The 26,634-nt window shown below is 74.0% G+C and carries 28 protein-coding genes; 20 read left to right on the top strand and 8 right to left on the bottom strand.

Translation table 11 applies throughout. The features are described from left to right. Positions 1-186: 186 nt before the first annotated feature. The 4 genes from ACWDRR_RS34135 to ACWDRR_RS34120 all read left to right on the top strand — a co-directional run bounded on the left by ACWDRR_RS34135 (position 187) and on the right by ACWDRR_RS34120 (position 5,952). Positions 187-912, top strand: a complete 726-nt coding sequence (locus tag ACWDRR_RS34135) for a response regulator transcription factor (protein ID WP_449776140.1) — start codon at positions 187-189, stop codon at positions 910-912. After that, positions 909-2,498 carry a sensor histidine kinase gene (locus tag ACWDRR_RS34130; protein ID WP_449776139.1) on the top strand — a complete coding sequence of 530 codons (1,590 nt, stop codon included), beginning with the start codon at positions 909-911 and terminating at the stop codon, positions 2,496-2,498. Before ACWDRR_RS34135 ends, ACWDRR_RS34130 begins: the two co-directional genes overlap by 4 nt. A 273-nt stretch (positions 2,499-2,771) precedes the next feature. After that, on the top strand, positions 2,772-4,373 hold the full coding sequence (locus ACWDRR_RS34125; RefSeq protein WP_449776138.1) for a glycoside hydrolase family 18 protein: 1,602 nt from the start codon (positions 2,772-2,774) through the stop codon (positions 4,371-4,373). A gap of 175 nt (positions 4,374-4,548) precedes the next feature. Continuing rightward, complete coding sequence (locus ACWDRR_RS34120; protein ID WP_449776137.1) at positions 4,549-5,952, top strand: glycosyltransferase 87 family protein; 1,404 nt, start codon at positions 4,549-4,551, stop codon at positions 5,950-5,952. A gap of 203 nt (positions 5,953-6,155) precedes the next feature. Here the strand turns inward: ACWDRR_RS34120 and ACWDRR_RS34115 are convergent, their stop codons facing one another. Beyond that, on the bottom strand, positions 6,156-6,599 hold the full coding sequence (locus ACWDRR_RS34115; RefSeq protein ID WP_449776136.1) for an SsgA family sporulation/cell division regulator: 444 nt from the start codon (positions 6,597-6,599) through the stop codon (positions 6,156-6,158). A 397-nt stretch (positions 6,600-6,996) separates the two neighbouring features. On the opposite strand from ACWDRR_RS34115, the gene ACWDRR_RS34110 reads away from it, so the two are divergent. Both ACWDRR_RS34110 and ACWDRR_RS34105 read left to right on the top strand, forming a co-directional pair. Next, positions 6,997-8,454 carry an RDD family protein gene (locus ACWDRR_RS34110; RefSeq protein ID WP_449776135.1) on the top strand — a complete coding sequence of 486 codons (1,458 nt, stop codon included), beginning with the start codon at positions 6,997-6,999 and terminating at the stop codon, positions 8,452-8,454. A 79-nt stretch (positions 8,455-8,533) separates the two neighbouring features. Further along, positions 8,534-9,292, top strand: a complete 759-nt coding sequence (locus ACWDRR_RS34105) for an RDD family protein (protein ID WP_449776134.1) — start codon at positions 8,534-8,536, stop codon at positions 9,290-9,292. A gap of 40 nt (positions 9,293-9,332) precedes the next feature. On the opposite strand, the gene ACWDRR_RS34100 is transcribed toward ACWDRR_RS34105, so the two are convergent. Continuing rightward, positions 9,333-9,665 carry a hypothetical protein gene (locus ACWDRR_RS34100; RefSeq protein ID WP_449776133.1) on the bottom strand — a complete coding sequence of 111 codons (333 nt, stop codon included), beginning with the start codon at positions 9,663-9,665 and terminating at the stop codon, positions 9,333-9,335. 232 nt (positions 9,666-9,897) lie between these two features. On the opposite strand from ACWDRR_RS34100, the gene ACWDRR_RS34095 reads away from it, so the two are divergent. The 4 genes from ACWDRR_RS34095 (at position 9,898) to ACWDRR_RS34080 (ending at position 14,064) form a co-directional block, all read left to right on the top strand. Further along, positions 9,898-10,629 (top strand): endonuclease V, encoded by a 732-nt coding sequence (locus tag ACWDRR_RS34095; RefSeq protein ID WP_449776132.1) that lies wholly within the window; start codon positions 9,898-9,900, stop codon positions 10,627-10,629. A gap of 126 nt (positions 10,630-10,755) precedes the next feature. Beyond that, a complete protein-coding gene (locus ACWDRR_RS34090; protein WP_449776131.1) occupies positions 10,756-11,202 on the top strand; it encodes a hypothetical protein in 447 nt (148 codons plus the stop codon). 43 nt (positions 11,203-11,245) lie between these two features. Further along, positions 11,246-12,703 carry a PPE domain-containing protein gene (locus tag ACWDRR_RS34085; protein WP_449776130.1) on the top strand — a complete coding sequence of 486 codons (1,458 nt, stop codon included), beginning with the start codon at positions 11,246-11,248 and terminating at the stop codon, positions 12,701-12,703. Positions 12,704-12,843: 140 nt separating this feature from the next. Continuing rightward, on the top strand, positions 12,844-14,064 hold the full coding sequence (locus tag ACWDRR_RS34080) for a S8 family serine peptidase (RefSeq protein ID WP_449776129.1): 1,221 nt from the start codon (positions 12,844-12,846) through the stop codon (positions 14,062-14,064). A gap of 40 nt (positions 14,065-14,104) precedes the next feature. Here the strand turns inward: ACWDRR_RS34080 and ACWDRR_RS34075 are convergent, their stop codons facing one another. Both ACWDRR_RS34075 and ACWDRR_RS34070 read right to left on the bottom strand, forming a co-directional pair. Next, on the bottom strand, positions 14,105-14,593 hold the full coding sequence (locus ACWDRR_RS34075) for an N-acetyltransferase family protein (protein WP_449776128.1): 489 nt from the start codon (positions 14,591-14,593) through the stop codon (positions 14,105-14,107). Between the two features lie 85 nt (positions 14,594-14,678). Continuing rightward, complete coding sequence (locus ACWDRR_RS34070) at positions 14,679-15,338, bottom strand: NAD(P)-dependent oxidoreductase (protein ID WP_449776127.1); 660 nt, start codon at positions 15,336-15,338, stop codon at positions 14,679-14,681. A 130-nt stretch (positions 15,339-15,468) separates the two neighbouring features. Here ACWDRR_RS34070 and ACWDRR_RS34065 point away from each other — a divergent pair, with 130 nt between their 5' ends. Then, positions 15,469-15,873, top strand: coding sequence for a winged helix-turn-helix transcriptional regulator (locus tag ACWDRR_RS34065; protein ID WP_449776126.1), 405 nt, complete (start codon positions 15,469-15,471; stop codon positions 15,871-15,873). Positions 15,874-15,985: 112 nt separating this feature from the next. Then, the gene (locus tag ACWDRR_RS34060; protein WP_449776125.1) at positions 15,986-16,642 is read left to right on the top strand and encodes a DinB family protein; all 657 of its coding nucleotides are present in this window, start codon (positions 15,986-15,988) and stop codon (positions 16,640-16,642) included. Positions 16,643-16,702: 60 nt separating this feature from the next. Here ACWDRR_RS34060 and ACWDRR_RS34055 read toward each other — a convergent pair whose 3' ends face one another. Both ACWDRR_RS34055 and ACWDRR_RS34050 read right to left on the bottom strand, forming a co-directional pair. Further along, entirely contained in the window at positions 16,703-17,146 is a 444-nt protein-coding gene (locus ACWDRR_RS34055) for an RNA polymerase sigma factor (RefSeq protein ID WP_449776124.1), read from the bottom strand. 670 nt (positions 17,147-17,816) lie between these two features. Further along, positions 17,817-18,341: a hypothetical protein gene (locus tag ACWDRR_RS34050; protein WP_449776123.1), complete on the bottom strand. Its 525-nt coding sequence runs from the start codon at positions 18,339-18,341 to the stop codon at positions 17,817-17,819. Between the two features lie 255 nt (positions 18,342-18,596). On the opposite strand from ACWDRR_RS34050, the gene ACWDRR_RS34045 reads away from it, so the two are divergent. Continuing rightward, positions 18,597-19,628 carry a hypothetical protein gene (locus tag ACWDRR_RS34045; RefSeq protein WP_449776122.1) on the top strand — a complete coding sequence of 344 codons (1,032 nt, stop codon included), beginning with the start codon at positions 18,597-18,599 and terminating at the stop codon, positions 19,626-19,628. Positions 19,629-19,647: 19 nt separating this feature from the next. On the opposite strand, the gene ACWDRR_RS34040 is transcribed toward ACWDRR_RS34045, so the two are convergent. Both ACWDRR_RS34040 and ACWDRR_RS34035 read right to left on the bottom strand, forming a co-directional pair. After that, positions 19,648-20,238: an isochorismatase family protein gene (locus tag ACWDRR_RS34040; protein ID WP_449776121.1), complete on the bottom strand. Its 591-nt coding sequence runs from the start codon at positions 20,236-20,238 to the stop codon at positions 19,648-19,650. A 160-nt stretch (positions 20,239-20,398) separates the two neighbouring features. Beyond that, positions 20,399-21,715: a nicotinate phosphoribosyltransferase gene (locus tag ACWDRR_RS34035; protein ID WP_449776120.1), complete on the bottom strand. Its 1,317-nt coding sequence runs from the start codon at positions 21,713-21,715 to the stop codon at positions 20,399-20,401. Positions 21,716-21,867: 152 nt separating this feature from the next. Here ACWDRR_RS34035 and clpS point away from each other — a divergent pair, with 152 nt between their 5' ends. From clpS to ACWDRR_RS34000, 7 genes are all read left to right on the top strand, one after another. Further along, positions 21,868-22,161 (top strand): ATP-dependent Clp protease adapter ClpS, encoded by a 294-nt coding sequence (gene clpS, locus ACWDRR_RS34030; protein ID WP_329487840.1) that lies wholly within the window; start codon positions 21,868-21,870, stop codon positions 22,159-22,161. A 58-nt stretch (positions 22,162-22,219) separates the two neighbouring features. After that, on the top strand, positions 22,220-22,795 hold the full coding sequence (locus ACWDRR_RS34025) for a DUF2017 domain-containing protein (protein WP_449776119.1): 576 nt from the start codon (positions 22,220-22,222) through the stop codon (positions 22,793-22,795). 188 nt (positions 22,796-22,983) lie between these two features. Beyond that, positions 22,984-24,438 carry an amino acid permease gene (locus ACWDRR_RS34020; protein WP_449776118.1) on the top strand — a complete coding sequence of 485 codons (1,455 nt, stop codon included), beginning with the start codon at positions 22,984-22,986 and terminating at the stop codon, positions 24,436-24,438. 66 nt (positions 24,439-24,504) lie between these two features. Further along, positions 24,505-24,936 (top strand): M67 family metallopeptidase, encoded by a 432-nt coding sequence (locus ACWDRR_RS34015; protein WP_329487837.1) that lies wholly within the window; start codon positions 24,505-24,507, stop codon positions 24,934-24,936. Between the two features lie 138 nt (positions 24,937-25,074). After that, complete coding sequence (locus ACWDRR_RS34010) at positions 25,075-25,194, top strand: putative leader peptide (protein ID WP_327677307.1); 120 nt, start codon at positions 25,075-25,077, stop codon at positions 25,192-25,194. A 103-nt stretch (positions 25,195-25,297) separates the two neighbouring features. Then, positions 25,298-25,576 (top strand): MoaD/ThiS family protein, encoded by a 279-nt coding sequence (locus ACWDRR_RS34005; RefSeq protein ID WP_030394231.1) that lies wholly within the window; start codon positions 25,298-25,300, stop codon positions 25,574-25,576. 81 nt (positions 25,577-25,657) lie between these two features. Continuing rightward, positions 25,658-26,626 (top strand): PLP-dependent cysteine synthase family protein, encoded by a 969-nt coding sequence (locus ACWDRR_RS34000; protein WP_449776117.1) that lies wholly within the window; start codon positions 25,658-25,660, stop codon positions 26,624-26,626. Positions 26,627-26,634 lie beyond the last annotated feature (8 nt).

Below are 26,634 nucleotides of genomic sequence, written 5' to 3'. Positions count from 1 at the left end.
CGCACATCCTGCCGTATTCGGGGCCGCCGCAGGTGGGCAGCCCTGCTATTCAGCAGGCAAGTTGCACAAAACACCAGGGGGGCGGTGCCGATCGGTCCGGAGCTGTCCGGCGGGCGGTCCCGGACCCGCCCCGAGACCACCCCGAGGTACAGACCACCGCACGCCGATGGCGTACCGTGCAGCCCCATGGCAACAGTGCTCGTGGTCGAGGACGACCCCTTCGTACGCTCCGCCCTCATCCGGCATCTGGCCGACACCGGTCACGCGGTCCGCAGTGTGGGCACGGCACTTGAGGCGTTGCGCGAGGTGGCCCAGGTCGGCTGCGACCTGGTGATCCTCGATCTCGGCCTGCCCGATCTGGACGGCAGCGAGGCGCTCAAGATGATTCGCGGCCTGACCAATGTGCCGGTCATCATCTCCACCGCCCGGGACGACGAGGCCGAGATCGTCCGGCTGCTCAACGACGGCGCCGACGACTACTTGGTGAAACCTTTCTCCGGGGAACACCTCAGTGCCCGGATGGCCGCCGTGCTGCGCCGGCTCGGCGGCGGAACGGCCCCGGTCACCCAGGTGCTCCGGGTCGGCGGGCTCGCCATCGACCTCCAGCGCCGCGAGGCCGCGCTGGACGGCCGGGCGCTCGACCTGACCCGCCGCGAGTTCGACCTGCTGGCCTTCCTCGCCGCCCGCCCCGGCGTGGTCGTACCGCGCAAGGAGATCCTGGCCGAGGTGTGGCGCCAGACCTACGGCGGCGACCAGACCATCGACGTCCACCTCTCCTGGCTGCGCCGCAAGCTCGGCGAGACCGCCTCCAACCCCCGCTACCTGCACACCGTGCGCGGCGTCGGGGTCCGGCTGGAGGCGACCGGGTACCCGACGGAGCCCGGACCCGCCCCCACGGAGCGCCGGACATGAGGCGGTTCGGGCACTCGCTGCGCTGGGCCCTGATCAAGGCCGCCGTGGCCGGGACCACCATGGTCGCGCTGGCCTTCCTCATCCCGCTCGGGCTGATGGTCCAACAGACCGCGCGGGACCGGGCGTTCACCGCGGCCGAGCGCCAGGCGGCGGCGCTCGGCCCGGCGCTCGCGATCACCACGGACCAGGGCGCCATCGCCCGCGCGGTGGCCAGTACCGACGCGGGCGCGCAGGGGCGGATGGCGGTCCACCTGCCGGTACCGGGCGCGGCGGCGGGCGGGGGAACGACCGGGGCGCCGGCGAGCGGGGCGCCGGTGCCCCCGGCGGGCGCTCCCACCGGGCCGGCCGCGCTGCCGTCCGTGCTTCCCTCGGTGCTTCCCTCGGCGCTTCCCTCCGTGCTTTCGTCCGCGCCGTCCGCCGCCGCCCCCGCGGCGGCCCCGGTCGGGCCGGACGGCGGGGCGACCATCGGGGAGGCCCGCGCGCTGGCCGCCGACGTGGGCACCGCCGGCGGCCAGGGCCGCTCGTTCACCGTCGAGGTGCCCGGCGGCTTCGCCCTGCTGCAGCCCGTCGCCGTGGACACCGGCCGGACGGCCGTGGTCGAGGTGTTCGTGGCCGACGGCGACCTCACCCGGGGGGTCTCCACCGCCTGGCTGGTGCTGTCGGCGGTCGCGCTCGCGCTGGTGGCCATCTCGGTGCTGGTCGCCGACCGGATGGGCACCCGGATCGTCGCCTCCGCCCGCCGGCTGGCCGCCGCGGCCCGCTCGCTCGGCGGCGGCAACCTCGCCGTCCGGGTGCCCGTCGACGACCGGCAGAGCGCCGGGAGCCCGGAGGAACTGCGCGAAGCCTCCCACGCGTTCAACGCGATGGCCGACCGGGTCGTCCACCTGCTGGCCGCCGAACGGGAGTTGGCCGCCGACCTGTCGCACCGGCTGCGCACCCCGCTCACCGTGCTGCGGCTCAACGCCGCCTCGCTCGGCGAGGGCGACGCCGCCGACGCCACCCGGCACGCCGTCTCCCAACTGGAGCGCGAGGTCGACCAGATCATCCGCTCCGCCCGCCGGGCGCCCGAGGACGCGCCCGCGGTCACCGTCGGCTGCGACGCCGCCGAGGTGATCCAGGAGCGGGTCGGCTTCTGGTCCGCGCTCGCCGAGGACGAGGGCCGCCGCTGGCAGTTGGCCGGCGCCGACCGGCCGGTGCCGGTGTCCGTCCAGCGCGGCGACCTCGCCGCCGCCGTCGACGCGCTGCTCGGCAACGTCTTCCGCCACACCGCCGTCGGCACCGCGTTCTCGGTCGACGTGCTCGCCACCGAGAGCTCGGTCATCGTGCTGGTCGGCGACGCCGGACCGGGCTTCACCGACCCCGAGGCCGCCCTGAAGCGCGGGCAGGGCCACGGCGGCGAGGGCTCCACCGGCCTCGGCCTGGACATCGCCCGCAAGCTCGCCGAGGTCACCGGCGGCGACCTCGCGCTCGGCCGCTCGGCGGTGCTCGGCGGCGCCGAGATCCGGCTGCGCCTGCAGGCCAGACCCGCCGCCACCGCCGCCCGCGTCAGCCGCCGGCGGACCCGCAACACGCTGTTCCAGCGCTGAGCGGCGGCGCTGCCGCGCGGCGGCGGACCGGGCCCGCGCCACAGGTGTCCCCCCTCTTTCTTAAGCGGGCCCTAAGGGAGCTGTACCCCTCGCTCAGCAGGCCGGTTTCGGCCGTCCGGCACCACTAGCGTCATCCGCGCCGGTCACCCGACCGAGCCGGGTCACGCCGCCCGCGACAGGTCCACGGACCCGCGCCCGGCCGCCGCGACCCCGTCCGGCCCAGCCGCCTCCCGTACCGTTCGGGCCGGTGGCGCCCCCAACGGAGGTACGCCCATGACGACCCAGCCCGACCGCCGCCCGGGCCGCCGCCGGCGCAGCCGCAAGGGAGTCCTCCTCGGGGCCTCGGCCGTCGCCGCCGCGCTGGTCGCGGGCGGAGTCGTCGTCCTCGCCTCCTCGGCCAGCGCCGCCTCGCTCGGCGCCGTCTACACCCGCACCAGCACCTGGGACTCCGGCTACACCGGCCAGTACCTGGTCACCAACCCGGACAGCAGCGCGATCGAGGACTGGACGCTGAGCTTCGACCTGCCGGCCGGCGCGAAGATCGACTCGCTCTGGAACGCCACCTTCAGCGCCGACGGGCAGCACGTCACCGTCAAGCCCGAGGCCTGGAGCAAGCGGCTGGAGCCCGGCCGCAGCCTGGTGGTCGGCTTCGTCGCCCAGGGCTCCGGCGCCGCCCAGGCCGAGCCCGGCAACTGCCTGATCAACAACGCCTCCTGCAAGGCCGGCGACGGCACCGTGCCGACCCCCTCGGGCCGCCCGACCACCACCCCCACGGTCTCGCCGACCGCGACCACGGCGCCCACCGCGACGCCGACCGCCACGGCCACCGCGACCGCCGGGCCCACCACCGCGTCGCCCAGCCCCACCGCCACGACCAGGCCGACCACCCCGGCGCCGACCACGAGCGCCACCCCCACGCCCACCGCCACCGCGACCGGCACTCCCGTCCCGGTCACCGGTGCCGGCTTCGCGCCGTACGTGGACACCTCGCTCTACCCGCCGTACGACCTGGTCGCCACCGCGAAGGCGACCGGCGTCAAGAACTTCAACCTCGCGTTCGTGGTCTCCGGCGGCGGCTGCACCCCGAAGTGGGGCGGGGTCAGCGACCTCGCCGCCGACGCGGTGGCCGCCCAGATCGGCGCGCTGCGGGCGATCGGCGGCGACGTCCGGGTCTCCTTCGGCGGCGCCAACGGCAGCGAGCTCGCCCTCGCCTGCACCACGACGGCCGACCTGACCGCCGTCTACCAGAAGACCGTCGACGCCTTCGGGCTGACCAAGGTCGACTTCGACGTCGAGGGCGGCGCGATCGCCGACACCGCCGCCAACACCCGCCGCGCCCAGGCCGTCGCCCAGCTGCAGAAGAACGCGGCCGCGAAGGGCAAGGCCCTGGACGTCTCCTTCACCCTCCCCGCGCTGCCCTCCGGCCTGACCCAGGAGGGCGTCAACCTGGTCGCGAACGCCAAGAGCAACGGCGTCGCGATCGGCGCGGTCAACATCATGGCGATGGACTTCGGTGACGGCGTCGCCCCGAACCCGCAGGGCCAGATGGGCAAGTACGCCATCGCCGCGGCCACCGCCACCCAGGCCCAGGTCAAGAGCGTGCTCGGCCTGGACGACGCCGCCGCCTGGCGCAAGGTCGCGGTCACCCCGATGATCGGGGTCAACGACGTGGCCAGCGAGATCTTCACCGTCGCCGACGCCAAGCAGCTCGCCGAGTTCGCCGGCACCAAGCACCTGGCCTGGCTGGCGATGTGGTCCGGCACCCGCGACAAGGCGTGCGAGGGCGGCGCCAAGGCCTACGCCGACGCCAGTTGCAGCAGCATCGTCCAGCAGCCGCTGGACTTCACCCGGGCCCTCGGCGCCTACGCCGGCTGAGCCCCCGCGACCCCTCCCCGGGACCCCGGCCGTCCGTGCTCCGCCCGCAACGGAGTACGGCCGGCCGGGGTGTTCTCCGATCCGGCCGGTCACGCTGAGTGACCGCCTTGACCGGGCCCGGCGGGCGGGCATCCGGTATCGTCGCTGGTTGGTCGAACGGTGGACGGAGCGAACAGTGACAGCGGTGCAAGACGAGCGCAGCGCGGTGCCAACCGCACCGGACCCGGCGCCCGGGCCCCTGTCCCACCGCCTCAAGGACGCCCTCGGCGCGCCCGTCCGGGCCCTGCGCGAGGCGCCGCGCCGCCCGCTGCTGGCGGTCTCCGCGGTGGCGCTGCTGTCCCTGGTGGTCTACGCCGTGGTGCGGCACTTCGTCCACACCTCGATGGTCGACATGATCGTCTACCGGGCGGAGGGCGGCGCCGTCGCCGACGGCACCGACCTCTACGCCCTGCGGGTCACCGAGTGGAACCTGCCCGCCACCTATCCGCCGTTCGCCGCGATGCTGTTCGTGCCGACGACCTGGTTCCCGGTGCCGTTCCTCCGGGTGGCGATCACGCTCGGCAACCTCGGGCTGCTCGCGCTCTTCACCCACCTGTCGTTCAAGCTGGTCGGCTGGCCGCGCCGCGAACTGCGCCCGCTCGGGGTGATCCTGGTCACCGGCGGCGGCGTCTGGCTCGAACCGGTCTTCACCACGCTGCGCTACGGGCAGATCAACCTCGCCCTGGCCTGCCTGATCCTCTGGGACCTCACCCGCCCCGACGGCCGCCGCAGCAAGGGCGTCGCGATCGGCATCGCCGCGGGCATCAAGCTGACCCCCGGGCTCTTCGCCGTCTACCTGCTGCTCACCGGCCGGATCCGGGCCGCCTTCGTGGCCGGGTTCACCTTCCTCGGGACCTTCCTGCTCGGCGCGCTCGTCCTGCCCGACGCCACCTGGGGCTTCTGGACCAAGTACCTCTACGACTCCTCGCGGGTCGGCAAGACCGAGATCGTCGACAACCAGTCGGTGCGCGGCGCCGTCGCCCGGCTGCTGCACACCGCCGACCCCGGGCTCGTCGCGACCCTGGCCGCCGGACTGGTCGCGCTGGCCGGCCTCGCCATCGCCGCCTGGGCGGCCTCCAGCTCCCGCTGGCTGCCGCGCGCCGAGGCGTGGGGCGTCTGCTGCGCCGCCGTCACCGCGGTGCTGATCTCGCCGATCAGCTGGACCCACCACTGGGTCTGGTGCGTGCCCGTGCTCGCCCTGCTCGCCTGCGAGGCGGCGGTCGAGCAGGCCCGTCCGGCCGCCGTCCGCCGGCTGCGCTGGCGCGCCGCCTTCGGGGCCACCCTGATCGCCTTCTTCTCGTTCGGAATGTGGGTCGTGCCGCACCACGGCGACCTCGACCTGCACCTCTCGGCGGTCAGCCAGGTCCCGGCCGCGGTCTACCCGCTCGTCGGGATCTGCTTCCTGCTGGCCGCGGCGCTACGGATAAGGGCGCGGCGGCGGGCCGCCGGCGCCCCGCTCGTCCCGCTGCCCGGGCAGCGCAGCGGCGGCGGCCGCCCCGGCCCCGCGCGCGACCGTCAGCAGGCCCCCGCGGCCCGCTGAGTCGCCGGGGGCTCCCGGGCCGGCGGGCCCGGGGGTGCCGCACCCGGGAGCGGTCTGCCCGGGGGCGCCGTGTTCGGGAGCCGCCTGCGGAGCCGCCTGCTCGGGAGTGGCCCGCTCAAGGCCGTCGCGTCCCGGGCCGGGGCGTCCGGGACCGGGGCGTGCGGGTGTGTTCGGTGGGGGGCGCCGCCGTGCGGCGCGGTCGCTCACGCGAGCAGCTCGGCGAGCGAACCGTCCATGTCCAGCGCCGCCATTTCGCTGCCCGGCGGCACCAGCCGGTGCGCCCGCTCCAGCCAGGCGGCCACCACCGGCAGCGGAGCCTCCAGCAGCGCGTCCCCGGCGGGCGAGCTCAGCGCCATGCAGAGCACGCTGCGCCGGCCCACGGGGGCGCCCCCGGCCGAAGGCCGGGCGAGGGTCGGCCAGATCCGCACGTCCCCCTGGCCGCACGGCCGGAAGGTGCCCTCCACCAGCAGCTCGCGGGCGAACACCCAGGTGACCGGCGAGCCGGTGTCCAGGTGGAAGGTGATGTGCACCGCGTACGGGTCGTGGCTGCCGTAGGACAGCCGGGCCGGGACGGGGACGCTGTGCTCGGGGGAGAGCACCAGGTTGAGCTCCAGCTCGTGCTCGACCACGCTCGTCGCGCGCTCCATGATCGGGTTCCTCTCTGACTCCGGTTCGTGCCCGGTTTCGGGCCCTGTGACCTTGGAGAGCGCGGGTCGCGGGCGCTCTTACACACGTTTCCGAGATTTCTTGGCGCAGTTCCCGCAGACGGGGACCGGGAGTGGTGAACGCGGGGGGAGCGGGCGCGTGCCGACGCATGCGCGCCGTCCTCCTTATCCCGGGCGGACCCGGGCTGTCCGGTGATTGCCCAACTTGCCTCGTTCGGTCCGCCGAGGTACTACCCTTTGTGACTGCCCCGCGACTGTCCGCCAATGAGGCGGTGTCCTCGCGCGCGCCGACGGCGAAGCCACCTCTGCCGCCCGAGTCGCCGGCGCGTGGTCTGCCCGCCGGGTGCGCCGCATCGGCCCTGCCAGGAAAGAAGACCCCATGACGGACCGGCCCTTCGCCGGCGGCGCGGAGACGGCCGTCGGCCCCACCCCGGGGTACTACCCCGACCCCTCGGTGCCCGGCTTCGTCCGCTACTGGGGCGGCACCGCCTGGGTGCCCGGCACCAGCCGCCCGGCGCCGGCGGAGGGCGAGGTGCTGGAGCCGCCCCGGTTCGTGGCCCGCCGCGGCGGGGTGGCCGGCGGCGCGGGGTCCGGGCCGGGGGCCGGTGCGCGCTTCGTCCCGCCGCCGACGGCGCCGGAGGCCGCTGCGCCGTCGGCCGCCGTGCCGTCGCCCGTTGTGCCGTCGCCCGGCGCGGCGTCCGGGGAGACCGGGCCGGTGTACCTGGACCAGACGGCGGGCGGGGCGTCGTTCAGCATCGGGCCGCACCTGGCGGCCGGGCCGGCGTTCCGTCCGACCGGGGCGCAGGTGGACTTCGGCACCGAGGGGGCCGGACGGGAGCGGGCGGGCGGGGCGGAGGCCGAGGACGAGCCGGAGGCCTCCGGCTGGCAGGTCGATCCGCGGGCGCAGCGCGGCCTGATGGAGACGGGCGGGGCGCCGCGCTGGGTCTCCTGGGGCGTGCTCCCGGGGGCGGAGCCGCTCCCGGGAGCGGCCGAGCCGGCGGACGTCCGGCCGGTGGCGGTGGGGCGGGTGCCCGCGGACCGGGCGGAGCCGGTCGTGGCCTCCGCGGTGTCCGTGGCGCCGGCGGCAGCCGTGGCGCCGGTGGCGCCGGTGGTCGTGCGCGCTCCCGGTCCGGTGCCGGTTTCGCTGCCTGCGCCTGCGCCTGCGCCCGCCTCGGAGCCGGAACCGGAACCGGACCCCGCGCCGGAGCCGGTCGCCGCTGCCGCGCCTGCCGCCACCACCGTCCCCGCCGCAGCGCCCGTCCCCGCTGGGGCGCCCGTACCCGCCGCCCCGGCGAAGGCCGGGCCCGGGCCGCGACAGGCCGTCCGCCGACGTCTCCCCGCGCCGGTGACCGCCGGGCTCGGGCGCCGGCTGGTCGCCCGGCTGGTGGACACCGCCGTCCTCGCCGTGGTCGCCACGGCGGCCGCCATCCCGCTCGGCAACTCCGCGCTGTCCCACCTCCAGCAGAAGCTCGCCCAGGCCCGGATGGCCAGCGCCTTGGCCCACCGTCAGGTGGACGTCCTGCTGGTGGACGGCGTCGTGGTGGGCAAGGCCGCCGTCCTGGTCGCCGTCCTCGCCTTCGTCGGCGTGCTCTACGAAGTCCTGCCGACCGCCCGTACCGGCCAGACCTTCGGCAAGCGCCTGGCCCGGATCCGGGTGGTGGACGCGGCGCCGTCGGCCGCCCGCCTCCGGCTGAGCTTCGCCCGCTCACTGGCCCGCTGGCTGGTCCGGAACGTCTCGGCGGTCCTGCTGCTCGGCCTGGTCTGGCCGCTGTTCGACCGCCCCGCCCGGCGCGGCTGGCACGACCGGGTGGCGGGCACCAGGGTCGTCCGGGACTGACCGCGGGCACGCGGAGGTTGCCGGGCGAAACGGACTAAATATCCGAAACTTAGCGAATGTGTGATGTTCTACTCGGGGAATGAGCACCCACAACCCCTCAGGCTCCGAGCCGGAGGGGGGCGGCCAGCCCTCCTTCGACAAGCAGCCCCCGCACCCGGGTGGCGGCACGCCGGAAGGTGCGCCGTCGGACCCGTCCGGCAACCCGCCGCCGTCGACCCCGCCACCGGCCGGCAGCCCCTACGACGACCGGCCCGGCGCGTACGGCGGCACCTACGGCGGCACCCCCGGCGGTTCGCCCTACGGGCAACCGCCGTACGGCCAGAGCCCCTACGGCGGGCCGCCGCCGTCCGACCAGCCACCGCCGGGATACGGACCCGCGGGGCACGGCGCGCCCGGTGCCGGGACGATCCCCGGGATGCCGCCGCTCGGCAGTTGGCCGAACCGGATCCTCGCGCAGGTGATCGACTACGTGCTCGCGCAGATCGTGGCGATCATCGTGGTGCTGCCCTTCGCCAGTCTCGGCGACCGTTCGGGCTCCGCCGGCGCGTTCTGGCTGGCCTGCGGCCTGCTGCTGATCTACGACGGCGTGATGCTCAGCCGGGACGGCCAGACCCTCGGCAAGAAGGCCATGAAGGTCAGGGTCGCGATGCTGATCGACGGCAGCACGCCGACGCCGGCCGCCGCCTGGACGAGGTCCGCCGTCTTCATCCTTCCGGCGGTCATCTGCTGCGCGGCGCTCTGGTGGCTGATCGACGGTCTGTTCGGCGTCTTCGACAAGCCGTACCGCCAGTGCATCCACGACAAGGCCGTGAAGACCGTGGTGGTCTCCACGGTCTGATCCCGTCCGCGTGTCCGGTCCGGTACCGCCCGGTGGTGCGTCAGCGCTGCCGGGCGTACGCGTGCCCGGCGGGTGCGGGTGCGGGTGCGGGTGCGGGTGCGGGTGCGGGTGCGGCGGCGGGGGCGGCGGCGGGGGTCGGTGGGTCGGCCGGGGCAGCCGCCGGGCTCGGCGCGGCGGCCGTGGCGGCGGCGCGGCGCTGGGCGGCGGTGGACAGCGACAGCAGCGTCACCAGCGTCCCGAGGGCGAGCGCGAAGGACACCAGCACGGCGATCTCCAGGACGCCCGTGGCGCCCGAGACGGCCAGCAGCGCCACAGCGGCGGCGACGACGGTGCAGGTGCCGAGGCAGAACTGAGCGGTGGTCGGGCGCGGCATGGCGATCGGTCCTTCGCGCGTCGGGGGGAACGGGCGGGGGCTGGGCGGGGCGGAGCCGGTGCTGGGATCCCTGTCCAGGACTCCTACCCAGTACGGGAGTTCGGTAAGTGCAGCCTAAGCTGTCGGTCCCGGGGCACGGGGGGCGCACAGGCTCACTGCGGGGTCGTCCGCCCGACTCGGTACGGTGATCGGGACTCATCCACTGACGCCCGACGCCCCAGGGGGACCCTCCGTGCCCATCCCCGCCGACTGGCCCGCCACCGAGGCCGAGGCACTCGCCGAACAGGAACGGCTGCGCCCGCTCGTCCGGCCCCACGGCCCGGGCCCGGGCGCCGACGCCGGCACCACCGGCGACATCGAGGCCGACGACACGCTGATCGCCGGTGTGGACGTCGCCTACGACGACGAGCGGGACCTCGTGGTCGCCGCCGCCGTGGTCCTGGACCGGGACACCCTGGCCGTCGTCGAGGAGTCGACCGCCGTCGGCCGGATCGCCTTCCCCTACGTACCCGGGCTGCTCGCCTTCCGCGAACTCCCCGCCGTCCTCGACGCCCTGGCCGCGCTCACCCGCACCCCCGGCACCGTGGTCTGCGACGGCTACGGCCTTGCCCACCCGCGCCGCCTCGGCCTCGCCAGCCACCTCGGCGTCCTCACCGGCCTGCGCACGCTCGGCGTCGCCAAGACCCCGTTCGTCTTCGACCACCGCGAGCCCGACGCGGCCCGCGGCGCCTGGACCCCGCTCACCGACCCCGCCACCGGGGAGGAGGTCGGCCGCGCCCTCCGCACCCGGCCCGGCGTCAAGCCGGTGTTCGTCTCCGTCGGCCACCGCATCGGCCTGTCCGAGGCGGTCGACACCACCCTCGCCCTCGCCCGTCACTACCGGCTGCCCGAGACCACCCGCCACGCCGACTCGCTCTGCCGCCGCGCCCTCACCGCGCTGCAGCGCGGAGCACCCGCGAACTGACGGTCCGGCAGCTCGTCGACGGTTCGCCGCGAGCGCCGTTCTGTCGGCCCGGCCCATGTGTTAGACATGTGTCTCCCGGGGCTGTGCACGGCAGCCCGGGGCGGACGCACGGGGGAGGCGCCGGACGTGGCAACGGGGACCGGATCGACGGGCGGAGCCGGCGGCGGCTACCGCGTCGAAGTCGAACAACTGCGGGCCTTCGCGGCCCAGGTACGGCTCCTGCTGGCCGAGTTCGAACGCCACGCCGACGGCACCCGGACGCACGGACAGAGCGCCGTCGGCAAGACCTCCTTCGGCACCTTCGCCGAGGCCACCGAACTGCACGGCCGGTACCAGACGATGCGCGACGGGCTGCGCGACGTGCTCAACCAGCTCCAGGACGCCGTGGACGAGGCCCAGAAGAAGGCCGAGCTCACCGCCACCAACTACCAGGAGCAGGAACACCGCACCGCGGGCAAGCTGAAGCTCGGCGACGACGGCTGGTCGGTGGCCGCCCCGTCGGCCACCAGCACCGCCGCGTACACCCGGACGGTGGCCCCGCCCCGGCACGACGGCGGGAAGTCCGAACGATGAGCACCCACCCGGAACAGCCCCACGGAAACGGAGGCGGCCGCCGATGACGTACACCAACTTCCACGACTACAGCCACGCCGAACTCCGGAAGATGGCCCAGGCCCTGAATCCCGGCGAGGTGATGGCCGCCAGCGACCCCTGGCGCCGCGCCGCCGACACCCTCAAGGCCATCCGCGCCACCCTCACCCGGGCCAGCACCGAGGCCGCCGTCAGCTGGGAGGGCAGCACCAGCGACGCCTTCCACGGCCGCATGCTCAACCTCGCCGCCACCATCAACAACGCGGCCTCCTACGCCAACGACGCCGCCAACACCCTCAAGGCCATGTCCGAGGCCATCGCCAAGGCCAAGCACGACATGCCCGAGGAGCCCAGCGGCTGGGACCAGCTCAAGGACGGCGTCGGCGACACCGTCTCCTCCCTGTTCGGCGGCGACGACGAGGACACCAAGACGGCCGTCGCCGAACAGCGCAAACTCGAAGCCGCCGCCGTCATGCAGACCCTCGCCATGCACTACCGCGTCGCCGCCCCGATGCTGAAGCCGCCACCGCCGTTGCAGAAGGGGCCACTTCGCGAGGACACCCGCGATGTCCCCTCGTCCGACGACTCTGCGGGTGCGCCGGTGCTGAGTGCGGTCACGACCGGTGCTGGTTTTGTCGGCGCGGGGGCAAGCCCGACTTCCGGCAACGGCCCGGCGCCGAGGGTCCAGAAGCCCGGTAGTCAGGCCCCGACGAAGCCCGTGGTGACGAAGGCGGCACCGGCGGCACCGACCGATCCAGGAATCAAGGGGGGCAGCGCGCAGCCGGCTCCCAAGCCCCCGTCCGTCGGTCACTTCGGTCCGGGTACCGGGATCGACGGCGGGCCGACCACTCTTCCCGCGATCTCGGGGAGTACACAGTCCCCCAACCCCGCAACGCCGAGCAGTCCCACCGGTGTCGGTCACGGTGGTGGGCCTCTCACCACCACCGGTGGTGGACCACTGGGGGGCGGAACGGACGGACGCCCGGTCAACAGTCCGGGCAAGGGCGAGGCGCAAGGCAAAGTCGGGGCGCAGGGCAAGGACGGGACTCCGGGCAAGGGCCCGTTCGGTAGGACGAACGCGCCCGGCGAGGCTGTGGCCCGTGGTGGCCGGGCATTCGGAACCGGTGAGGTGCACGAGGGCGGTTTCGGCACAGGAGGCCGGGCTGCCGCAGGATCCCGCCCCGGAGGCAGCCTGCCGGGGCGGGCCGGAGCCATCATCGGCGAAGGTGCACGATCGGTTGGCGGACCGGGGGCGAAGCAGTCCTTCACCGAAGGCGGGTCCGGGATCGGCGCCCGAAACAGGGCGGCCAGGGGCGAACCGGTCGGGAGTTCAGCGGGGGGCATAAGGCCGGGGATTCCGCTCGGCGACACCCAACGACGCAAGAACGACAAGGACAAGGGCGGCAAGCGCCCCGACTACCTCGTCGAGGACGAGGAAACCTGGGCGTCGGACAAGCCGAGCAATCCGAACGTGGTGGAATGAGCCCTGTCCGCGGGGACAAGCTGGATGACCGGTCGTCCCGCAGGTCGATGGCCTGCGGGACGCTTCGCTGAGTGGGGTGACCAGGCTTGACGAGCAGTCGAGTAGGGCGTGGGGCGGCCGTGCTTGCTGCTGGAGCCCTTGTGTGGGGGACAGCGGCCGCCCCGGCGGCCGCGGATCAGATCCGGGACGCACAATGGCCGCTGAAGAAGTACCAGGCAGAGGCGAAGATCTGGCCCATAAGCCAGGGTGACGGCATCGTCGTCGCGGTCGTCGACAGTGGTGTCAAGGATGACCACCAGGATCTCACCGGGCAGGTGCTGCCCGGCGCCGACTTCTCGGGCGGGAAGACGGACGGCCGAGTGGACACCAATGGCCATGGGACCGGTATGGCGAGTCTGATCGCCGGCGTCGGGCACGGCTCCCAGGCGGGGATCGAGGGTCTGGCGCCGAAGGCGAAGATCCTTCCGGTCAAGATCAGAAGTGATGGGGAGTCGCCGGAGCTCCAGCAGTCGGACATCGCGCTGGCCATCGGATTCGCGGTGGATCACGGGGCGAAGGTCATCAACATGTCGGTCGGGTTTGCACGACTCGACGCTCAGGCGCGTTCCGCGATCAGCTACGCCGTTTCCAAGGACGTCGTCCTCGTGGCGGCCACTGGGAACAGCGGGGACAAGGCCACACCGGTCGAGTACCCGGCAGCCTTCCCAGGGGTGGTCGCGGTGGCGGCGGTCGATGAACAGGGCAAGGTGTGGGAGAAGTCGACGTTCGGCCCTGAGACCACGCTGGCCGCGCCAGGTGTGGAGGTCTACCACGCTGCGGCCAAGTCGACATCGGCGTACGGGATCGGCCAGGGTACGTCCGGAGCCACCGCCTACGTCTCCGCCACCGCTGCGTTGATCCGCTCCAAGTACCCCGCGCTTTCCGCCGGGCAGGTCATCAATCGGATGATCAAGAGCGCGACTCCGCCGGCGGACGGTTCGGCGGTGCCCGATGCCCACTACGGGTACGGGATCGTCGACCCGGCCAAGGCGCTGGCGCCGAACGCCGCGGTGGACGGCGGGCCGACGGCGAACCCGTTGCTCGGTCGGGCGGAGTCGCAGGGGGCTCCGCCGGGCTCCGCGGCGGAGCCCACCGACGACGCCTCCGCGCCGCCGATGGCGGCGCCGGTGGCCGGGGAGGGCGGGAACGCGGGGATCACGTACACCCTGCTCGGGGCCGGGGGTCTGCTGGTGCTGGTGGTCGCCGGGGTGGGGGCGGGGCTGGCGGTGCGGGCGCGGAAGCGGCGGCGGGCCGCCGCGGCGGGTGCGTACCCGTACCCGCCGGGGTACGGCCCTCCGCCGCAGCAGCCGCCCTACCGGTGAGCCGCCCGAGCCGGTCGAGCCGCCCGCGCACGGGCGGTCCTCAGAGCCGGCGGTGCATGATGTGCAGGCCGACGTAGCCCTTCCGCGGGTGGTGGAAGGCTTCGGGGACGGTGGTGAGGATGTCGAAGCCGAGGGATTCCCAGAGGGCCACCGCGCGGTGGTTGGTCTCCACGACGGCGTTGAACTGCATCGCGCGGTAGCCGTCGGCGCGGGCCTGGTCGAGCACGTGGGTGCAGAGGGCGCGGGCGACGCCCCGGCCGGAGTGGCGGGGGTCGACCATGAAGCCCGCGTTGGCGACGTGGGCGCCGCCGCCGGACTGGTTGGGGTGGCTCTCGGCGGTGCCCAGGACGGTGCCGTCCTCGTCGACGGCGACGAAGGTGCGGCCGGGGGCGGGCTTGAACCAGAGCGCGCGGGCCCGGTCCTCGCCGGTGTCGCGGTCCCAGCTGTAGGTCTCGCCGGCGGCGACGATCTCACGGAGGAAGGGCCAGATGGCCGGCCAGTCGGCGGGGGTGGCTTCGCGGATGAGCATGGTGCCCAGCATGGACCGGAGCGCCCCGCTCCGGCCAGGGACTTTCGGTCGGCAAGGGCCCCGGCAACGCGCCCCCGGCCCCCGGCTACGCGGCGACGGCGATCTGCTCGCGGTGGTGTGCCGGTGCGGCGGCCTCGTCGACCACGGCCACCGCGAGGTCGGCCTGGGCGATCCGCTCGCCGAGGACCTGCGGGCCGCCGACCCGGTAGTGGCCGGTGCCGGGCGCGGTGCGGTCGAGGTCGAGGGGCGGGGTGACGACGACCCAGTCCAGCGCGGCGGCGGACTCCCGCAGCAGGTCGAGCGCGGTGTAGTGGCCGAGCGAGAAGGCGCGGTAGGCCTCGGGGAAGGCGGGGTCGTCGTGGACGGCGATGCCGGGCGCGGTCTCCAGCGTGGTCGCGACGCCGACGTGGACCAGCCGGTGGACCTCGGCCGCGGCGAGGCCGGCCACCAGGGCGTCGGTGGCCTCCCGGTAGAACCGGGCGGAGGGCACGTCGGGGGTGTAGACGGTGCTGACGGCGGCGGTGTGCCCGAGGGCCGCGGCGGCGACGGCGGCCTCGTCGGTGATGTCGCAGCGGACCAGGGCGGCGCCGGTGTCCGCGAGGTCGCGGTGGCGCTCGGGGTCGCGGACGGCGGCGGTGACGGTCAGCCCGCGCCGCCGGGCCTCGGCGACCACGGCGCGGCCGACCTGCCCGCCCGCGCCGAACACGATCAGGTCCGTGCCGTCCTGCTTGCCGGTGCTGCTCATGGCGGTCTCCGTCCGCTCGTCGGGGGCGCTGTCGCCCGCCGTCGCCGTGACGGTAGACCGGGGGGTGCCGGTTACTTCAACGGTACCGGCGGGGGCCCGGTCGGACGCCTCGTCGGCTACCGTCGGGGCCATGACGCCGACCGCGACCGAACCGCTGCCACCGGACTTCTTCGACCCGGACTGCCCGGTGCGGACGGTTCCGGTGCTGGGCGGCAAGAAGTGGACCTGGAAGATCATGCGCTGTCTGGAGGGCGGCCCGCGCCGCTTCTCCGAGTTGCGGGTGCCGCTGGTCGGCATCACCTCGAAGGTGCTGGCCGAGTCGCTGCGCGCGATGGAGTACGACGGCGTGGTGAGCCGCACCGAGTACGACGAGAACCCGCCGCGGGTGGAGTACGCGCTGACGCCGCTCGGCCACACGCTGCTGGGGCCGATGGACGCGGTCTGCGCCTGGAGCCGCCAGAACCTGGCGAACCTGCTGGAGGCGCGGGAGGCCTACGAGCGGGACGAGGACGCGCGGGCGGGCCGCTCCCGCTGAGCCGGGCACGGCGGACCGGCCCGCGCGCCGACGCCGGGCCTGGCAGTATTTCGGCGGCCGCTGGCGTTCGGACCGCTGGTGGGAGCGGCCGGGCCGCGGCCATCCTGGACGCATGACCAGTCCTGAGAACGCCGCCGCCGTCCCCACCCCGAACACCGCCGTCCACCCCGCCGACCCCGCCGACCCCGCCGACCCCGCCGACCTCACCGACCTCACCGGCCTCACCGACCCCGCCGACGGCATCGTCCCCGACACCAAGGACTGGACCTGGGTGCTGGAACGGGCCTGCCCGGACTGCGGCCTGGACTCCGCGGCCGTGGACCGCGCGTCCGTCCCCGGGCTGATCCGGGCCAACGCGGACGCCTGGGTGGCCGTCCTGGCGGGCGACGAGGACGCCCTGCGCCGCCGGCCCCGGCCGGAGATCTGGTCGGACCTGGAGTACGCCTGCCACGTGCGGGACGTCTTCCGGCTGTTCCACGTCCGGCTGAACCTCATGCTCGACCAGGACGGCCCGGACTTCCCGAACTGGGACCAGGACGAGACGGCCGTCGCCGAGCGCTACGGGGAGCAGCGGCCGTCGGCCGTCGCGGCGGATCTGGCCGGGGCCGGGCGGATCCTGGCGGACGCCTTCGAGCGGGTCGAGGGCGAGCAGTGGCAGCGCACCGGCAACCGCAGCGACGGTGCGCGCTTCACGGTGGAGTCGTTCTCCCGCTACCTGGTCCACGACCCGGTCCACCACCTGTACGACGTGACGGGCGAACGGGTCTGATCCACCGGGTGCGGGCCGGGCGCGCGGGGGCGCCGGGGTGGCGCGAGGGCTTCGCCGGGGTCACCAGCCGGAGGCCTCGCGCAGCATGGTGCGGCGGAGTCGGCCGGCCACGCTGGCGGTGTCGGTGCCGATGACATCGGCGATCTCGGGTGCGGCGAGGCCGACGACGTAGTGCAGGATCGCCAGGTCGTCGTCGGCGGGGTGGTGGGGCCGGGCCGGCGGTCCCGCCTGTCGGGTGTGGTCGCTGACGGTGCCGCGCAGGATCTGCCAGGCGTGCGCGGTGGGGTTGGAGCTGCCCAGCAACTCGCGCCAGTGGACGGCGATTTCGGCGAAGGCCTGTTGGACGGCGCCGGCCGCCGCGGTCTGGTCCGGCAGCCACACCCGGGCGTAGCTGAGGTACCGCGGTCGGTGCAGCTCGCAGAACGCCGCGAACTCCAGCGGTACGGCAGGCGGTTCGCCGGGCCCCGGGGGAGGCTCGGCGGTGCTGTCATGACGGTTGGTCATCTCGGCTTCTCGGCAAGTGAGATGGGCTTCTGACGGTCGATCATCTGTGCTCACTCTACGGTAGGCGCTCGGTGCGCTGGGTTACCAATCGGATTGAATGCCCGGAAGGCACCGTCGCTCGGCCGGTTCCGGCGGTGGCCGGAGGTGGGCGGGTGGGCGGCGGGGTGGCGCGGGGCCGGTGGTGGAGTGGGGCACAGCGGTTCCGCAGGCGCGGATGTGAGGGCGTCGTGGCCGGTCAGCGGAGTGGGACCGCGGGTTCGCGGGGCAGTTGATGAGCCACCGTAGGCGGTTCGGCGGCTCACGTCCACGCCCTCGGCGTGAAGCCGCGCCCGCGCTACCGGTCGCGCGCGCGGAGGGTCGGAGCAGGTGTTCGGACGGTCCCGGGGGTGGGTCCGCGGAGCGGCCGGTGCGCCCGCGCCGCCGGGGTCGCCGCCGGGGCCGCCGCCGGGCGGGAGCCGGGCCGGTGGGCCGGTGGGCCGGGCGGGGTCGGCGCGGGGGTCGGCCGGGTGGGCCGGGTCCGTGCGGGCCGGGGTCGGGCCCGCGGCGGAGTGGTCGAGACGGCAGGGCGGGCGGTCCGGCCCCCTCCGGCCGCCCCGGTCCGTGTCGGTCGCGCCCGGCCGCCCGGTGGGTGGGCGACTGCGCGGCGCGGGGTGTCCCGTCTGGTGGAGCGTCAGCCGATCTGCCGGGCTTCCGCGGAAGTGATCCGGTCGTCGGCCGCGGTGGCCCGTTCGAGCTGGGCGGGGAAGGCGTCGACGGCCCGCCGCCGGGCCAGCTCGGCCGCCGCTGCCGCTGCTGCCGCGGCAGCCCCCGCGGCGTGCACGACGGCGGTCCCGTCCGGCCCGGTGGTGCCGTCGATCCGTCGTTCGCGGCCGACGGCGGTGCGGGCGGCCTGGTCCTCGGCCGCCTGTCTCGCGGCGAGGTAGGCCTGGACGGCGGCCATCCCGTACACGGGCTGGATCAGCTGGTGCCCCTTGAAGAAGGGCCTGGCCGGGGCGAACCCGGCCGCGACCACGAGGTCGCGGATCTCGGCTATCTCCGCCTCGCTGCGGGCGGTGAAGCGAACCTCCCAGCCTTTTTTGTACGTATGGCCCTGTTCGCCGCTGCGGCGGGCCGGGTCCGGCCGGCGGACGTATCCGGGCAGGCGGCCAAGGCGGAGCTGGGCCGCGCGGAGGCCGGCGGTCTCGTCACGTGACATGCACCAAGGGTAGGCAATCCGGCGGGCGGGAGTGACTTCCGGAGGCGCTTCGGCGTATGCCCTTGGTCACTCACGGTCAGACACCCTGGTCGCCGCTCGACTTCGATCAATGATGACAAGCATATGATCACCCATTACGCCGAATGAGTGAGGGTATGAGGACTTTAGTGCGGACTGGTCCCGGTTTCGCGACGGTTGGGTAACAGTGCGTCAGGTGGCCGATGGTCGGTCCGGGCTGTTGGGGATGGTGTCGGCATGAGCTACCGGATTCCCTCGCCGCCACCTTCCCTGGAGGAACTGGCGAAGCGTCAGCAGAACGTCATCACCGCCAGCCAGTTGCGCGCCCGGGGCGTGCCGGCCCGGGTGGTCACCGAGCACTGCCGCCGCGGCGGCCCCTGGCAGCGGCTGCTGCCCAGGGTCTACCTCCTGCAGTCCGGCGAGCCGACCCCGGAGCAGCGGATGTGGGCGGCCCTGCTCTACGCCGCGCAGAACGGGCGGGAGGAGGGCCGCCGGGAGGGCGCCGTGATCACCGGCACGGCCGCGCTCGCGCTCTACGGCTTCGCCGCCGTGCCGCGGCTGCCCGCCGTCACCGGGGTGGACGTCCTGGTGCCCCGCCAGCGCCGGCTGAAGGACGCCGGTGAGGTCCGGATCCGGCGCACCGAACGGGAGTTGGTGGCCAGTTCGGTGCACGGCCTGGCCTGTGCCCCGGTCGCCCGGGCGGTCGCCGACGCGCTGCGCGAGTGGACGGCCGAGGGCGCCGCGCCGGAGTTCGGCGAGGGCGTCGCGCTACCGGTCCGCGCGGTGCTGCGGGAGGCCGTGGAGCGCCCCGACATCCGGTGCACCGTCCGGGAGCTGGCCGCCGAGCTGACCGAGTCCGGGCTGGCCGCCGACCTGCGGGTGCGGGCCGCGCTGGACGAGCTGCTGGCCGCCGAGCGGGACGCGGTGCTGGAGCGGCTCGGCGCCCTGGTGGACGAGTGGCTGCTGCCCGCCCCGCTGACCGGCCCCGAGCTGCGGATGCGCGGCGGCACCTACATCGCCGTCCCGGACCTCTACTGGCCGAAGGCGGGGGTGGCGGTGGAGGTCGACTCGGACCTGCGCTGCGTCAGCGAGGGGGAGGCCGCCTGGGTGCGCGGCGGCCAGCACCGGATGGAGTACCTCGGGGTCCGGCTGGTCCACGTCTCCGGGGTGCGGCTGGCCGCCGAGCCGGACGCGGTCGGCGCCGAGCTGCGCGAGGCCTTCCGGCTCGGCGGCACCGACGTGGTGGAGCTGCTGGTCACCGAGCGCTGAGCCGGCGCCGGCCCGGGGCTCAGCCCCGCACCATCGGCGCCCCGATCAGTTCGACCCCGGCCGCCCGCAGCTCCTCCAGCGCGGCGGCGGTGGTCCCCGGCGCCACACCGGCCGTCAGGTCCAGCAGGACGCGGGTGGCGAAGCCCGCCCGGACGGCGTCCAGCGCGGTGGCCCTGACGCAGTGGTCGGTGGCCAGCCCGACCACGTCGACCTCGGTGACCTGGCGCTCGCGCAGCCACTCGATCGGGCCGCGGTTGTTCTCGTCGACGCCCTCGAAACCGCTGTACGCCGCCGCGTAGGCGCCCTTGTCGAAGACCGCCTCGATCGCGCCGGAGGTGACGGAGGGCGCGAAGTTGGGGTGGAAGCCGACGCCCTCGGTGCCCGCCACGCAGTGCACCGGCCAGCTGTTGACGTAGTCCGGGTGGTCGGAGAAGTGGTCGCCCGGATCGATGTGGTTGTCGCGGGTGGCGAGCACGTGCTGGTAGCCGGCGGGTGACTCGGCGATCAGGTCGGTGATCGCGGCGGCCACCTCGGCCCCGCCGGCGACGGCCAGGCTGCCGCCCTCGCAGAAGTCGTTCTGCACGTCGACGACGATCAGTGCCCGGTGCATGGCTTGCATCCTCGGTTGTGTGGTGGGGGCGGTGCGCTGGTTCTCCGCGCGTCCGTTGGGAACTCTACGGTCGACTGTAGGCAGTGGCACCCGGGGGCGGAAGGCCCGGGGAGCACCCGGGCCCCGCGCCCCCGGCCCGGCGGGCCCCCGCCTCCGGCGGTCAGACGATCAGTTCGGTCGGCAGGACCGGGTCGCCCTTGGACAGTTGGGTGGCCGACAGCGGCAGCCCCGCCCGGGCCCGGACGTGCCGCTCGCGCGCCGCGGTCAGCGGCTCCCGGCCGACCACCTCGCCGGCCCGCACCAGCGGCACGTGCAGGAGGTGCGGCTCCAGCTCGGCCGGGATCGGCCCGGTGCCGACCACCTCGGCCTCCGCGACGCCGTCCTGGTCGGGCCGGCGGGCCGCCCACTTGCGGCCGCCGACGCTGGTCTTGCCGCCCGCCGCGCGCTTGGCGACCGGCACCAGCGGGCCCTGCGGCACCTCGGCGCGGGCGACCAGCTTGTAGACCATCGCGCAGGTCGGGTGGCCGCTGCCGGTGACCAGACTGGTGCCGACGCCGTAGCCGTCCACCGGGGCGGCGGCCAGCGCGGCGATCGCGTACTCGTCCAGGTCCGAGGTGACGATGATCCTTGTCTTGTGGGCGCCGAGCTCGTCCAGCTGGCGGCGGACCCGGTGGGCCAGCAGCGTGAGGTCGCCGGAGTCGATCCGCACCGCGCCGAGCTCGGGGCCGGCCACCTCGACAGCGGTGCGGACGGCCTCGCGCAGGTCGAAGGTGTCGACCAGCAGGGTGGTGCCCCGGCCCATCGAGGCGATCTGCGCCTGGAACGCGTCCCGCTCGCTGTCGTGCACCAGGGTGAAGGCGTGGGCGGCGGTGCCGGTGGTCGGGATGTCGTAGGTGAAGCCGGCCTCCAGGTCGGAGGTGGCGGCGAAGCCGGCCACGTACGCGGCGCGGGCGGCGGCCACGGCGGCCTGCTCGTGGGCGCGCCGGGCGCCCATCTCGATGCACGGGCGCCCGCCGGCGGCGGCGGTCATCCGGGAGGCGGCGGCGGCGATCGCCGAGTCGTGGTTGAGGATCGAGAGGATCACCGTCTCCAGGATCACCCCCTCGGCGAAGCTGCCCTCGACGGTGAGCAGCGGCGAACCGGGGAAGTAGACCTCGCCCTCCGGGTAGCCGTGGATGTCGCCGGTGAACCGGTAGTCGGCCAGGAAGCGCAGGGTGTCGTCCTCGACCACGCCCTGGCCGGCCAGCCAGTCGAGCTGCGCGCTGGTGAAGCGGAAGTTCTCGACGGCGTCCAGGACCCGCCCGGTGCCGGCCATCACGCCGTAGCGGCGGCCGCTCGGCAGGCGGCGGGTGAACACCTCGAAGACGGAGCGGCGGTGCGCGGCTCCGCTGCGCAGGGCGGCCTGCAACATGGTGAGCTCGTAGCGGTCGGTGAGGAGCGCGGTCGAACCGGCCGCGCGCACTGAAGTGGCGTCCATGGGGATGATGCTACTACCACTTAGCGTCAGTTTGACGATTTCTCGTCGGAGGCGTCGCGGCGCCCCGGGCCGGAATCGCCCGGAGGTCCCCCGGATGGCAGCATGGGGGCTGAAGGGGTATGTGCGGGAAGAACGGCGAGGAGGACCCAGCGTTGAGTGTCGCGCCCGTGGAGATCGAGCGCCCGGAGGTCGAAGGCCTACCGGTGGCGGAGCCGGACACGCCCTGGGTGACCATCGTGCACAACGACCCGGTCAACCTGATGAGCTACGTCCAGTACGTGTTCCAGGCCTACTTCGGCTACCCGAAGGACAAGGCCCGGAAGCTCATGATGGAGGTGCACAGCAAGGGCCGGGCGGTGGTCTCCAGCGGATCCCGCGAGGAGATGGAGCGCGATGTGCAGGCGATGCACGGCTACGGCCTCTGGGCCACGCTGCAGCACGACTGACCCGCGAACCGCGCCCCGCACCCCACCGAAGACGACGAAGACGGGCTGACCGATACAGATGGCTGGGTTGTTCGAGAGTGCCGGCGGCGGGAGCGCGGCGATCGCGCTGGACGAGCTGGAGGCCTCCATCCTGCGCTCCCTGGAGGTGCAGATGCTGGAGCTGATCGGACCGGGCCCGGGCGGGGACACGAGCGACCCGCTCGCCGCGCTGTTCGCCGAGGGCCCGAGCGAGGCCCCCGCCGACCCGGCGCTGGCCCGGCTCTTCCCCGATGCCTACGGCGACCCGGAGAAGCCGGACGACGCCGAGACCAGGGAGGCCGCCCGGGAGTTCCGCCGCTACACCGAGCTGGACCTGCGCGCCCGCAAGCGCGAGGACGCGCTGCAGGTGGTCCGCGCGCTGGACGGGCTCGGCGGCGAGGGCGGCGTGCTCAAGCTGGCCGCCGCCGACGGCCTGCGCTGGCTGGGCGCGCTCAACGACCTGCGGCTGACCCTGGGCGTGCGGCTGGAGGTCGCGGAGGAGGACGAGCAGGGCCTGTACGACCTGCCGGACACCGACGAGCGCAAGCCGCTGGTGATGGCCTACCTGTGGCTGGGCGCCCTGCAGGAGTCGCTGCTGGAGGCGATCGCGGACTGAATCCTGCCCCGCTCCCGGGCCGCCGTGACCCCCCGTCCAGCATGCGGACGGGGGGTCACGGCTTTTCCGTTCAAAACGGGCGAAATCATATGAGGACATGCTCAAATATCGCTCAGATGAACACCGCTATCCGGAACCTGCGTGGTACGACTGCTCCACCCCACGAGACCCACCCAGGACGGTGCACCATGGCCGAGCAGATCTACGACGAAGTGGTCGACACCAAACCGGACGAGGAGGGCTACGAGCGGGGTCTGGGCAGTCGACAGATCCAGATGATCGCCATCGGCGGCGCCATCGGCACCGGGCTCTTCCTCGGCGCCGGCACCGCGATCTCCAAGTCCGGACCGAGCCTGATCCTCTCCTACGCCGTCGCCGGCGTGGCGATCTTCGTGATCATGCGGGCCCTCGGCGAACTGCTCACCTACCGCCCGGTCTCCGGCAGCTTCGCCGAGTACGCCCGGGAGTTCCTCGGCCCCTTCGCCGGCTTCGTGACCGGCTGGACGTACTGGCTGTTCTGGGTGGTCACCGGCATGGCGGAGACCACCGCCGCGGCCGTCTACGTGAAGTTCTGGGCGCCCGACATCCCGCAGTGGCTCAGCGCGCTCACCTTCCTGGTCATCCTCTACGGGGCCAACCTGATCTCGGTGAAGCTGTTCGGCGAGATCGAGTTCTGGTTCTCGATGGTCAAGGTCACCGCCATCATCGGCATGATCCTGATCGGCATCGGCGTGCTCACCCTCGGCTTCAGCGACGCCGGTGACACCGCGTCGATCACCAACCTGTGGGACGACGGCGGCTTCTTCCCCAAGGGGATCGGCGCCACCGTGATGACGCTGCAGATCGTCATGTTCGCCTACCTCGGCGTCGAACTGGTCGGCGTCACCGCCGGCGAGAGCGAGAACCCGCAGAAGACCCTGCCGCGCGCCATCAACACGCTGCCCTGGCGGATCGCGCTCTTCTACATCGGCGCCCTGGTGATCATCCTCTCGCTCGTGCCGTGGACCGAATTCCAGCCCGGCGTCAGCCCGTTCGTCGCCGCCTTCGGCAAGATCGGCATCCCCGCCGCGGCCGGCATCATCAACTTCGTGGTGCTCACCGCCGCGCTCTCCTCCTGCAACTCCGGCATGTACTCCACCGGCCGGATGCTGCGCGACCTCGCCCTGCGCGGTCAGGCCCCCGGGCGGCTCACCAAGCTCAACTCCCACCGCAGCCCCGCCGTCGCGATCACCCTCTCCAGCATGCTGATGGGCGTCGGCGTGGTGCTCAACTACCTCGTCCCGGCCAAGGCGTTCGAGTACATCACCTCGGTGGCCACCGTCTGCGGCCTCTGGACCTGGGCGATGATCCTGATCTGCCAGATCCGCTACCGGAAGGCCTGGAGGGGCGGGCACCTGCCGCCGCCGAGCTTCAAGGCCCCCGGCGGCCTCTGGAGCAGCTGGGCCGCGCTCGCCTTCCTCGCCCTGGTGGTCGTGCTGATCGCGATCGACAAGGACAGCCGGATCTCGCTGTACGTCTTCCCCGGCTGGGCCGTCCTGCTCGTCGTCGGCTACCAGGTGCTCAAGCGCCGCAGCCCGCAGGCCGTCCACGCCGTCGCCCACGACCACCTGCACGCCCGCAACGGCGCGGGCGACACCCACTGAGACGCCCGCCGGCCGCGCCGTGGACGCCCCGGCGGACACCCGCCGGGGCGTGGCTATCCTGACCGCATGCTGACCATCACCCGAGAACTGCGCGACGCCATCGTCGCCCACGCCCGCGCCGACCACCCGGACGAGGCCTGTGGCGTGGTCGCCGGACCGGCCGGCAGCGGACGGCCCGAGCGGTTCGTCCCGATGCTCAACGCCGCCCGCTCGCCCACCTTCTACGAGTTCGACTCGGGCGACCTGCTGAAGCTCTACCGCGAGATGGACGACCGGGACGAGGAGCCCGTGATCGTCTACCACTCGCACACCGCGACCGAGGCCTACCCGTCGCGCACCGACGTGAGCTACGCCTCCGAGCCGTTCGCCCACTACGTCCTGGTCTCCACCGCCGACGGCAACGGCCCGGACGACCCGTACCAGTTCCGCTCGTTCCGCATCGTGGACGGCGCGATCACAGAAGAAGACGTCCAGGTCGTCGAGGCCTACCAGCCCTGACCCGCACCCCCCTGGGCGCGGCCCGCCACCGTCCGGGAGACGGCGGCGGGCCCGTGTCGTCTCAGCAGCAGAAACGGAAACATCCGGATCCCGAGACGGGCATGTCGGAGCGAGCCCGGGAATCTATACGATGAGCCCATGCGTTCCGTCGATGTGAGCACCCAGGCCCCGGGCACCCGCCTCGTGGCGCGCCTGCACGTCGACCTGTGCCGGCTCGCCAGTGCGATCTGTCCCGGCACGCCGGCGCGCTCGCGCTGAGCCGCCCGACCGGGCCCGCCGCACGCCCTGCGCACCGGGCCCGACCCGCCCTGCCGCGACCGCTGCGGCCCACCCACCTCACGACCCGCACAGGAGCGCACCCATGGCCATCGAGGTCCGCATCCCGACCATCCTCCGCACCTACACCGACGGCGCCAAGGCCGTCGAGGGCACCGGCAGCAACCTCGGGGAACTCTTCCAGGACCTCGACGCCCGCCACCCGGGCATCGCCGCCCGCCTGCTGGACGGCGGCGAGCTGCGCCGCTTCGTCAACGTCTACCTCAACGACGAGGACGTCCGCTTCCTGGAGGGCATCTCCACCGCCCTCGCCGACGGCGACAGCGTCACCATCCTGCCCGCCGTGGCCGGCGGCGCCCGCTGACCTCCGGCCCTCCCGCCCGCCGGCCGCGCGGGCGGGAGGGCCGCCGCACCCGACCCTCACCGCCGTTGCCGGAGGCACCCCTTGCGTTACGACAGCCCGCTCGAAGCCGTCGGCAACACCCCGCTGGTCCGCCTGCCCCGACTCTCCGCCGCCGTCCCCGGCAACACCGACGGCCTGGTCACCCTCTGGGCCAAGCTGGAGGACCGCAACCCCACCGGCTCCATCAAGGACCGCCCGGCGCTGCACATGATCGAGCGCGCCGAGGCCGCCGGGCTGCTCACCCCCGGCTGCACCATCCTGGAGCCCACCAGCGGCAACACCGGCATCTCGCTCGCCATGGCCGCCAAGCTCAAGGGCTACCGGATGGTCTGCGTGATGCCCGAGAACACCAGCGAGGAACGCCGCGAACTGCTGCGCATGTGGGGCGCCGAGATCATCCCCTCACCGGCCGCCGGCGGCTCCAACACCGCGGTGCGGATCGCCAAGGAGATCGCCGCCGAGCACCCCGACTGGGTGATGCTCTACCAGTACGGCAACCCCGACAACGCCGGCGCCCACTACACCACCACCGGCCCCGAGATCCTCGCCGACCTGCCCTCCGTCACCCACTTCGTGGCCGGCCTCGGCACCACCGGCACCCTGATGGGCGTCGGCCGGTTCCTGCGCGAGAAGGTGCCCGGCGTGCGGATCGTCGCCGCCGAACCCCGCTACGACGACCTGGTCTACGGCCTGCGCAACCTCGACGAGGGCTTCGTCCCCGAGCTGTACGACGCCGAGGTGCTCACCACCCGCTTCTCGGTCGGCTCCGCCGACGCCGTCCGCCGCACCCGCGAACTCCTCCAGCAGGAGGGCATCTTCGCCGGCGTCTCCACCGGCGCCATCCTGCACGCCGCCATCGGCGTCGGCCGCAAGGCCGCCCTGGCCGCCGAGCGGGCCGACATCGTCTTCGTCGTCGCCGACGGAGGCTGGAAGTACCTCTCCACCGGCATCTACACCGCCGAGTCGACCGAGGCCGCGGTCGAGGCGCTCCAGGGCCAGCTCTGGGCCTGACGGCCCCG

It is taken from the genome of Kitasatospora sp. NPDC003701, from assembly GCF_053587085.1.
Note: the sequence above shows the minus strand (reverse complement) of the source record. Positions and strands in the feature narration are given on the sequence as shown.

Coding starts and splice junctions, on each gene's coding strand:
- ACWDRR_RS34050 (WP_449776123.1), bottom strand. CDS start 18,341: ATGTCACGTGACGAGACCGCCGGCCTCCGCGCGGCCCAGCTCCGCCTT.
- ACWDRR_RS34040 (WP_449776121.1), bottom strand. CDS start 20,238: ATGCACCGGGCACTGATCGTCGTCGACGTGCAGAACGACTTCTGCGAG.
- ACWDRR_RS34115 (WP_449776136.1), bottom strand. CDS start 6,599: ATGGAGCGCGCGACGAGCGTGGTCGAGCACGAGCTGGAGCTCAACCTG.
- ACWDRR_RS34020 (WP_449776118.1), top strand. CDS start 22,984: ATGGCCGAGCAGATCTACGACGAAGTGGTCGACACCAAACCGGACGAG.
- ACWDRR_RS34055 (WP_449776124.1), bottom strand. CDS start 17,146: ATGACCAACCGTCATGACAGCACCGCCGAGCCTCCCCCGGGGCCCGGC.
- ACWDRR_RS34125 (WP_449776138.1), top strand. CDS start 2,772: ATGACGACCCAGCCCGACCGCCGCCCGGGCCGCCGCCGGCGCAGCCGC.
- ACWDRR_RS34010 (WP_327677307.1), top strand. CDS start 25,075: ATGCGTTCCGTCGATGTGAGCACCCAGGCCCCGGGCACCCGCCTCGTG.
- ACWDRR_RS34135 (WP_449776140.1), top strand. CDS start 187: ATGGCAACAGTGCTCGTGGTCGAGGACGACCCCTTCGTACGCTCCGCC.
- ACWDRR_RS34045 (WP_449776122.1), top strand. CDS start 18,597: ATGAGCTACCGGATTCCCTCGCCGCCACCTTCCCTGGAGGAACTGGCG.
- ACWDRR_RS34110 (WP_449776135.1), top strand. CDS start 6,997: ATGACGGACCGGCCCTTCGCCGGCGGCGCGGAGACGGCCGTCGGCCCC.
- ACWDRR_RS34060 (WP_449776125.1), top strand. CDS start 15,986: ATGACCAGTCCTGAGAACGCCGCCGCCGTCCCCACCCCGAACACCGCC.
- ACWDRR_RS34075 (WP_449776128.1), bottom strand. CDS start 14,593: ATGCTCATCCGCGAAGCCACCCCCGCCGACTGGCCGGCCATCTGGCCC.
- ACWDRR_RS34035 (WP_449776120.1), bottom strand. CDS start 21,715: ATGGACGCCACTTCAGTGCGCGCGGCCGGTTCGACCGCGCTCCTCACC.
- ACWDRR_RS34130 (WP_449776139.1), top strand. CDS start 909: ATGAGGCGGTTCGGGCACTCGCTGCGCTGGGCCCTGATCAAGGCCGCC.
- ACWDRR_RS34100 (WP_449776133.1), bottom strand. CDS start 9,665: ATGCCGCGCCCGACCACCGCTCAGTTCTGCCTCGGCACCTGCACCGTC.
- ACWDRR_RS34025 (WP_449776119.1), top strand. CDS start 22,220: ATGGCTGGGTTGTTCGAGAGTGCCGGCGGCGGGAGCGCGGCGATCGCG.
- ACWDRR_RS34065 (WP_449776126.1), top strand. CDS start 15,469: ATGACGCCGACCGCGACCGAACCGCTGCCACCGGACTTCTTCGACCCG.
- ACWDRR_RS34070 (WP_449776127.1), bottom strand. CDS start 15,338: ATGAGCAGCACCGGCAAGCAGGACGGCACGGACCTGATCGTGTTCGGC.
- ACWDRR_RS34105 (WP_449776134.1), top strand. CDS start 8,534: ATGAGCACCCACAACCCCTCAGGCTCCGAGCCGGAGGGGGGCGGCCAG.
- ACWDRR_RS34085 (WP_449776130.1), top strand. CDS start 11,246: ATGACGTACACCAACTTCCACGACTACAGCCACGCCGAACTCCGGAAG.
- ACWDRR_RS34015 (WP_329487837.1), top strand. CDS start 24,505: ATGCTGACCATCACCCGAGAACTGCGCGACGCCATCGTCGCCCACGCC.
- ACWDRR_RS34005 (WP_030394231.1), top strand. CDS start 25,298: ATGGCCATCGAGGTCCGCATCCCGACCATCCTCCGCACCTACACCGAC.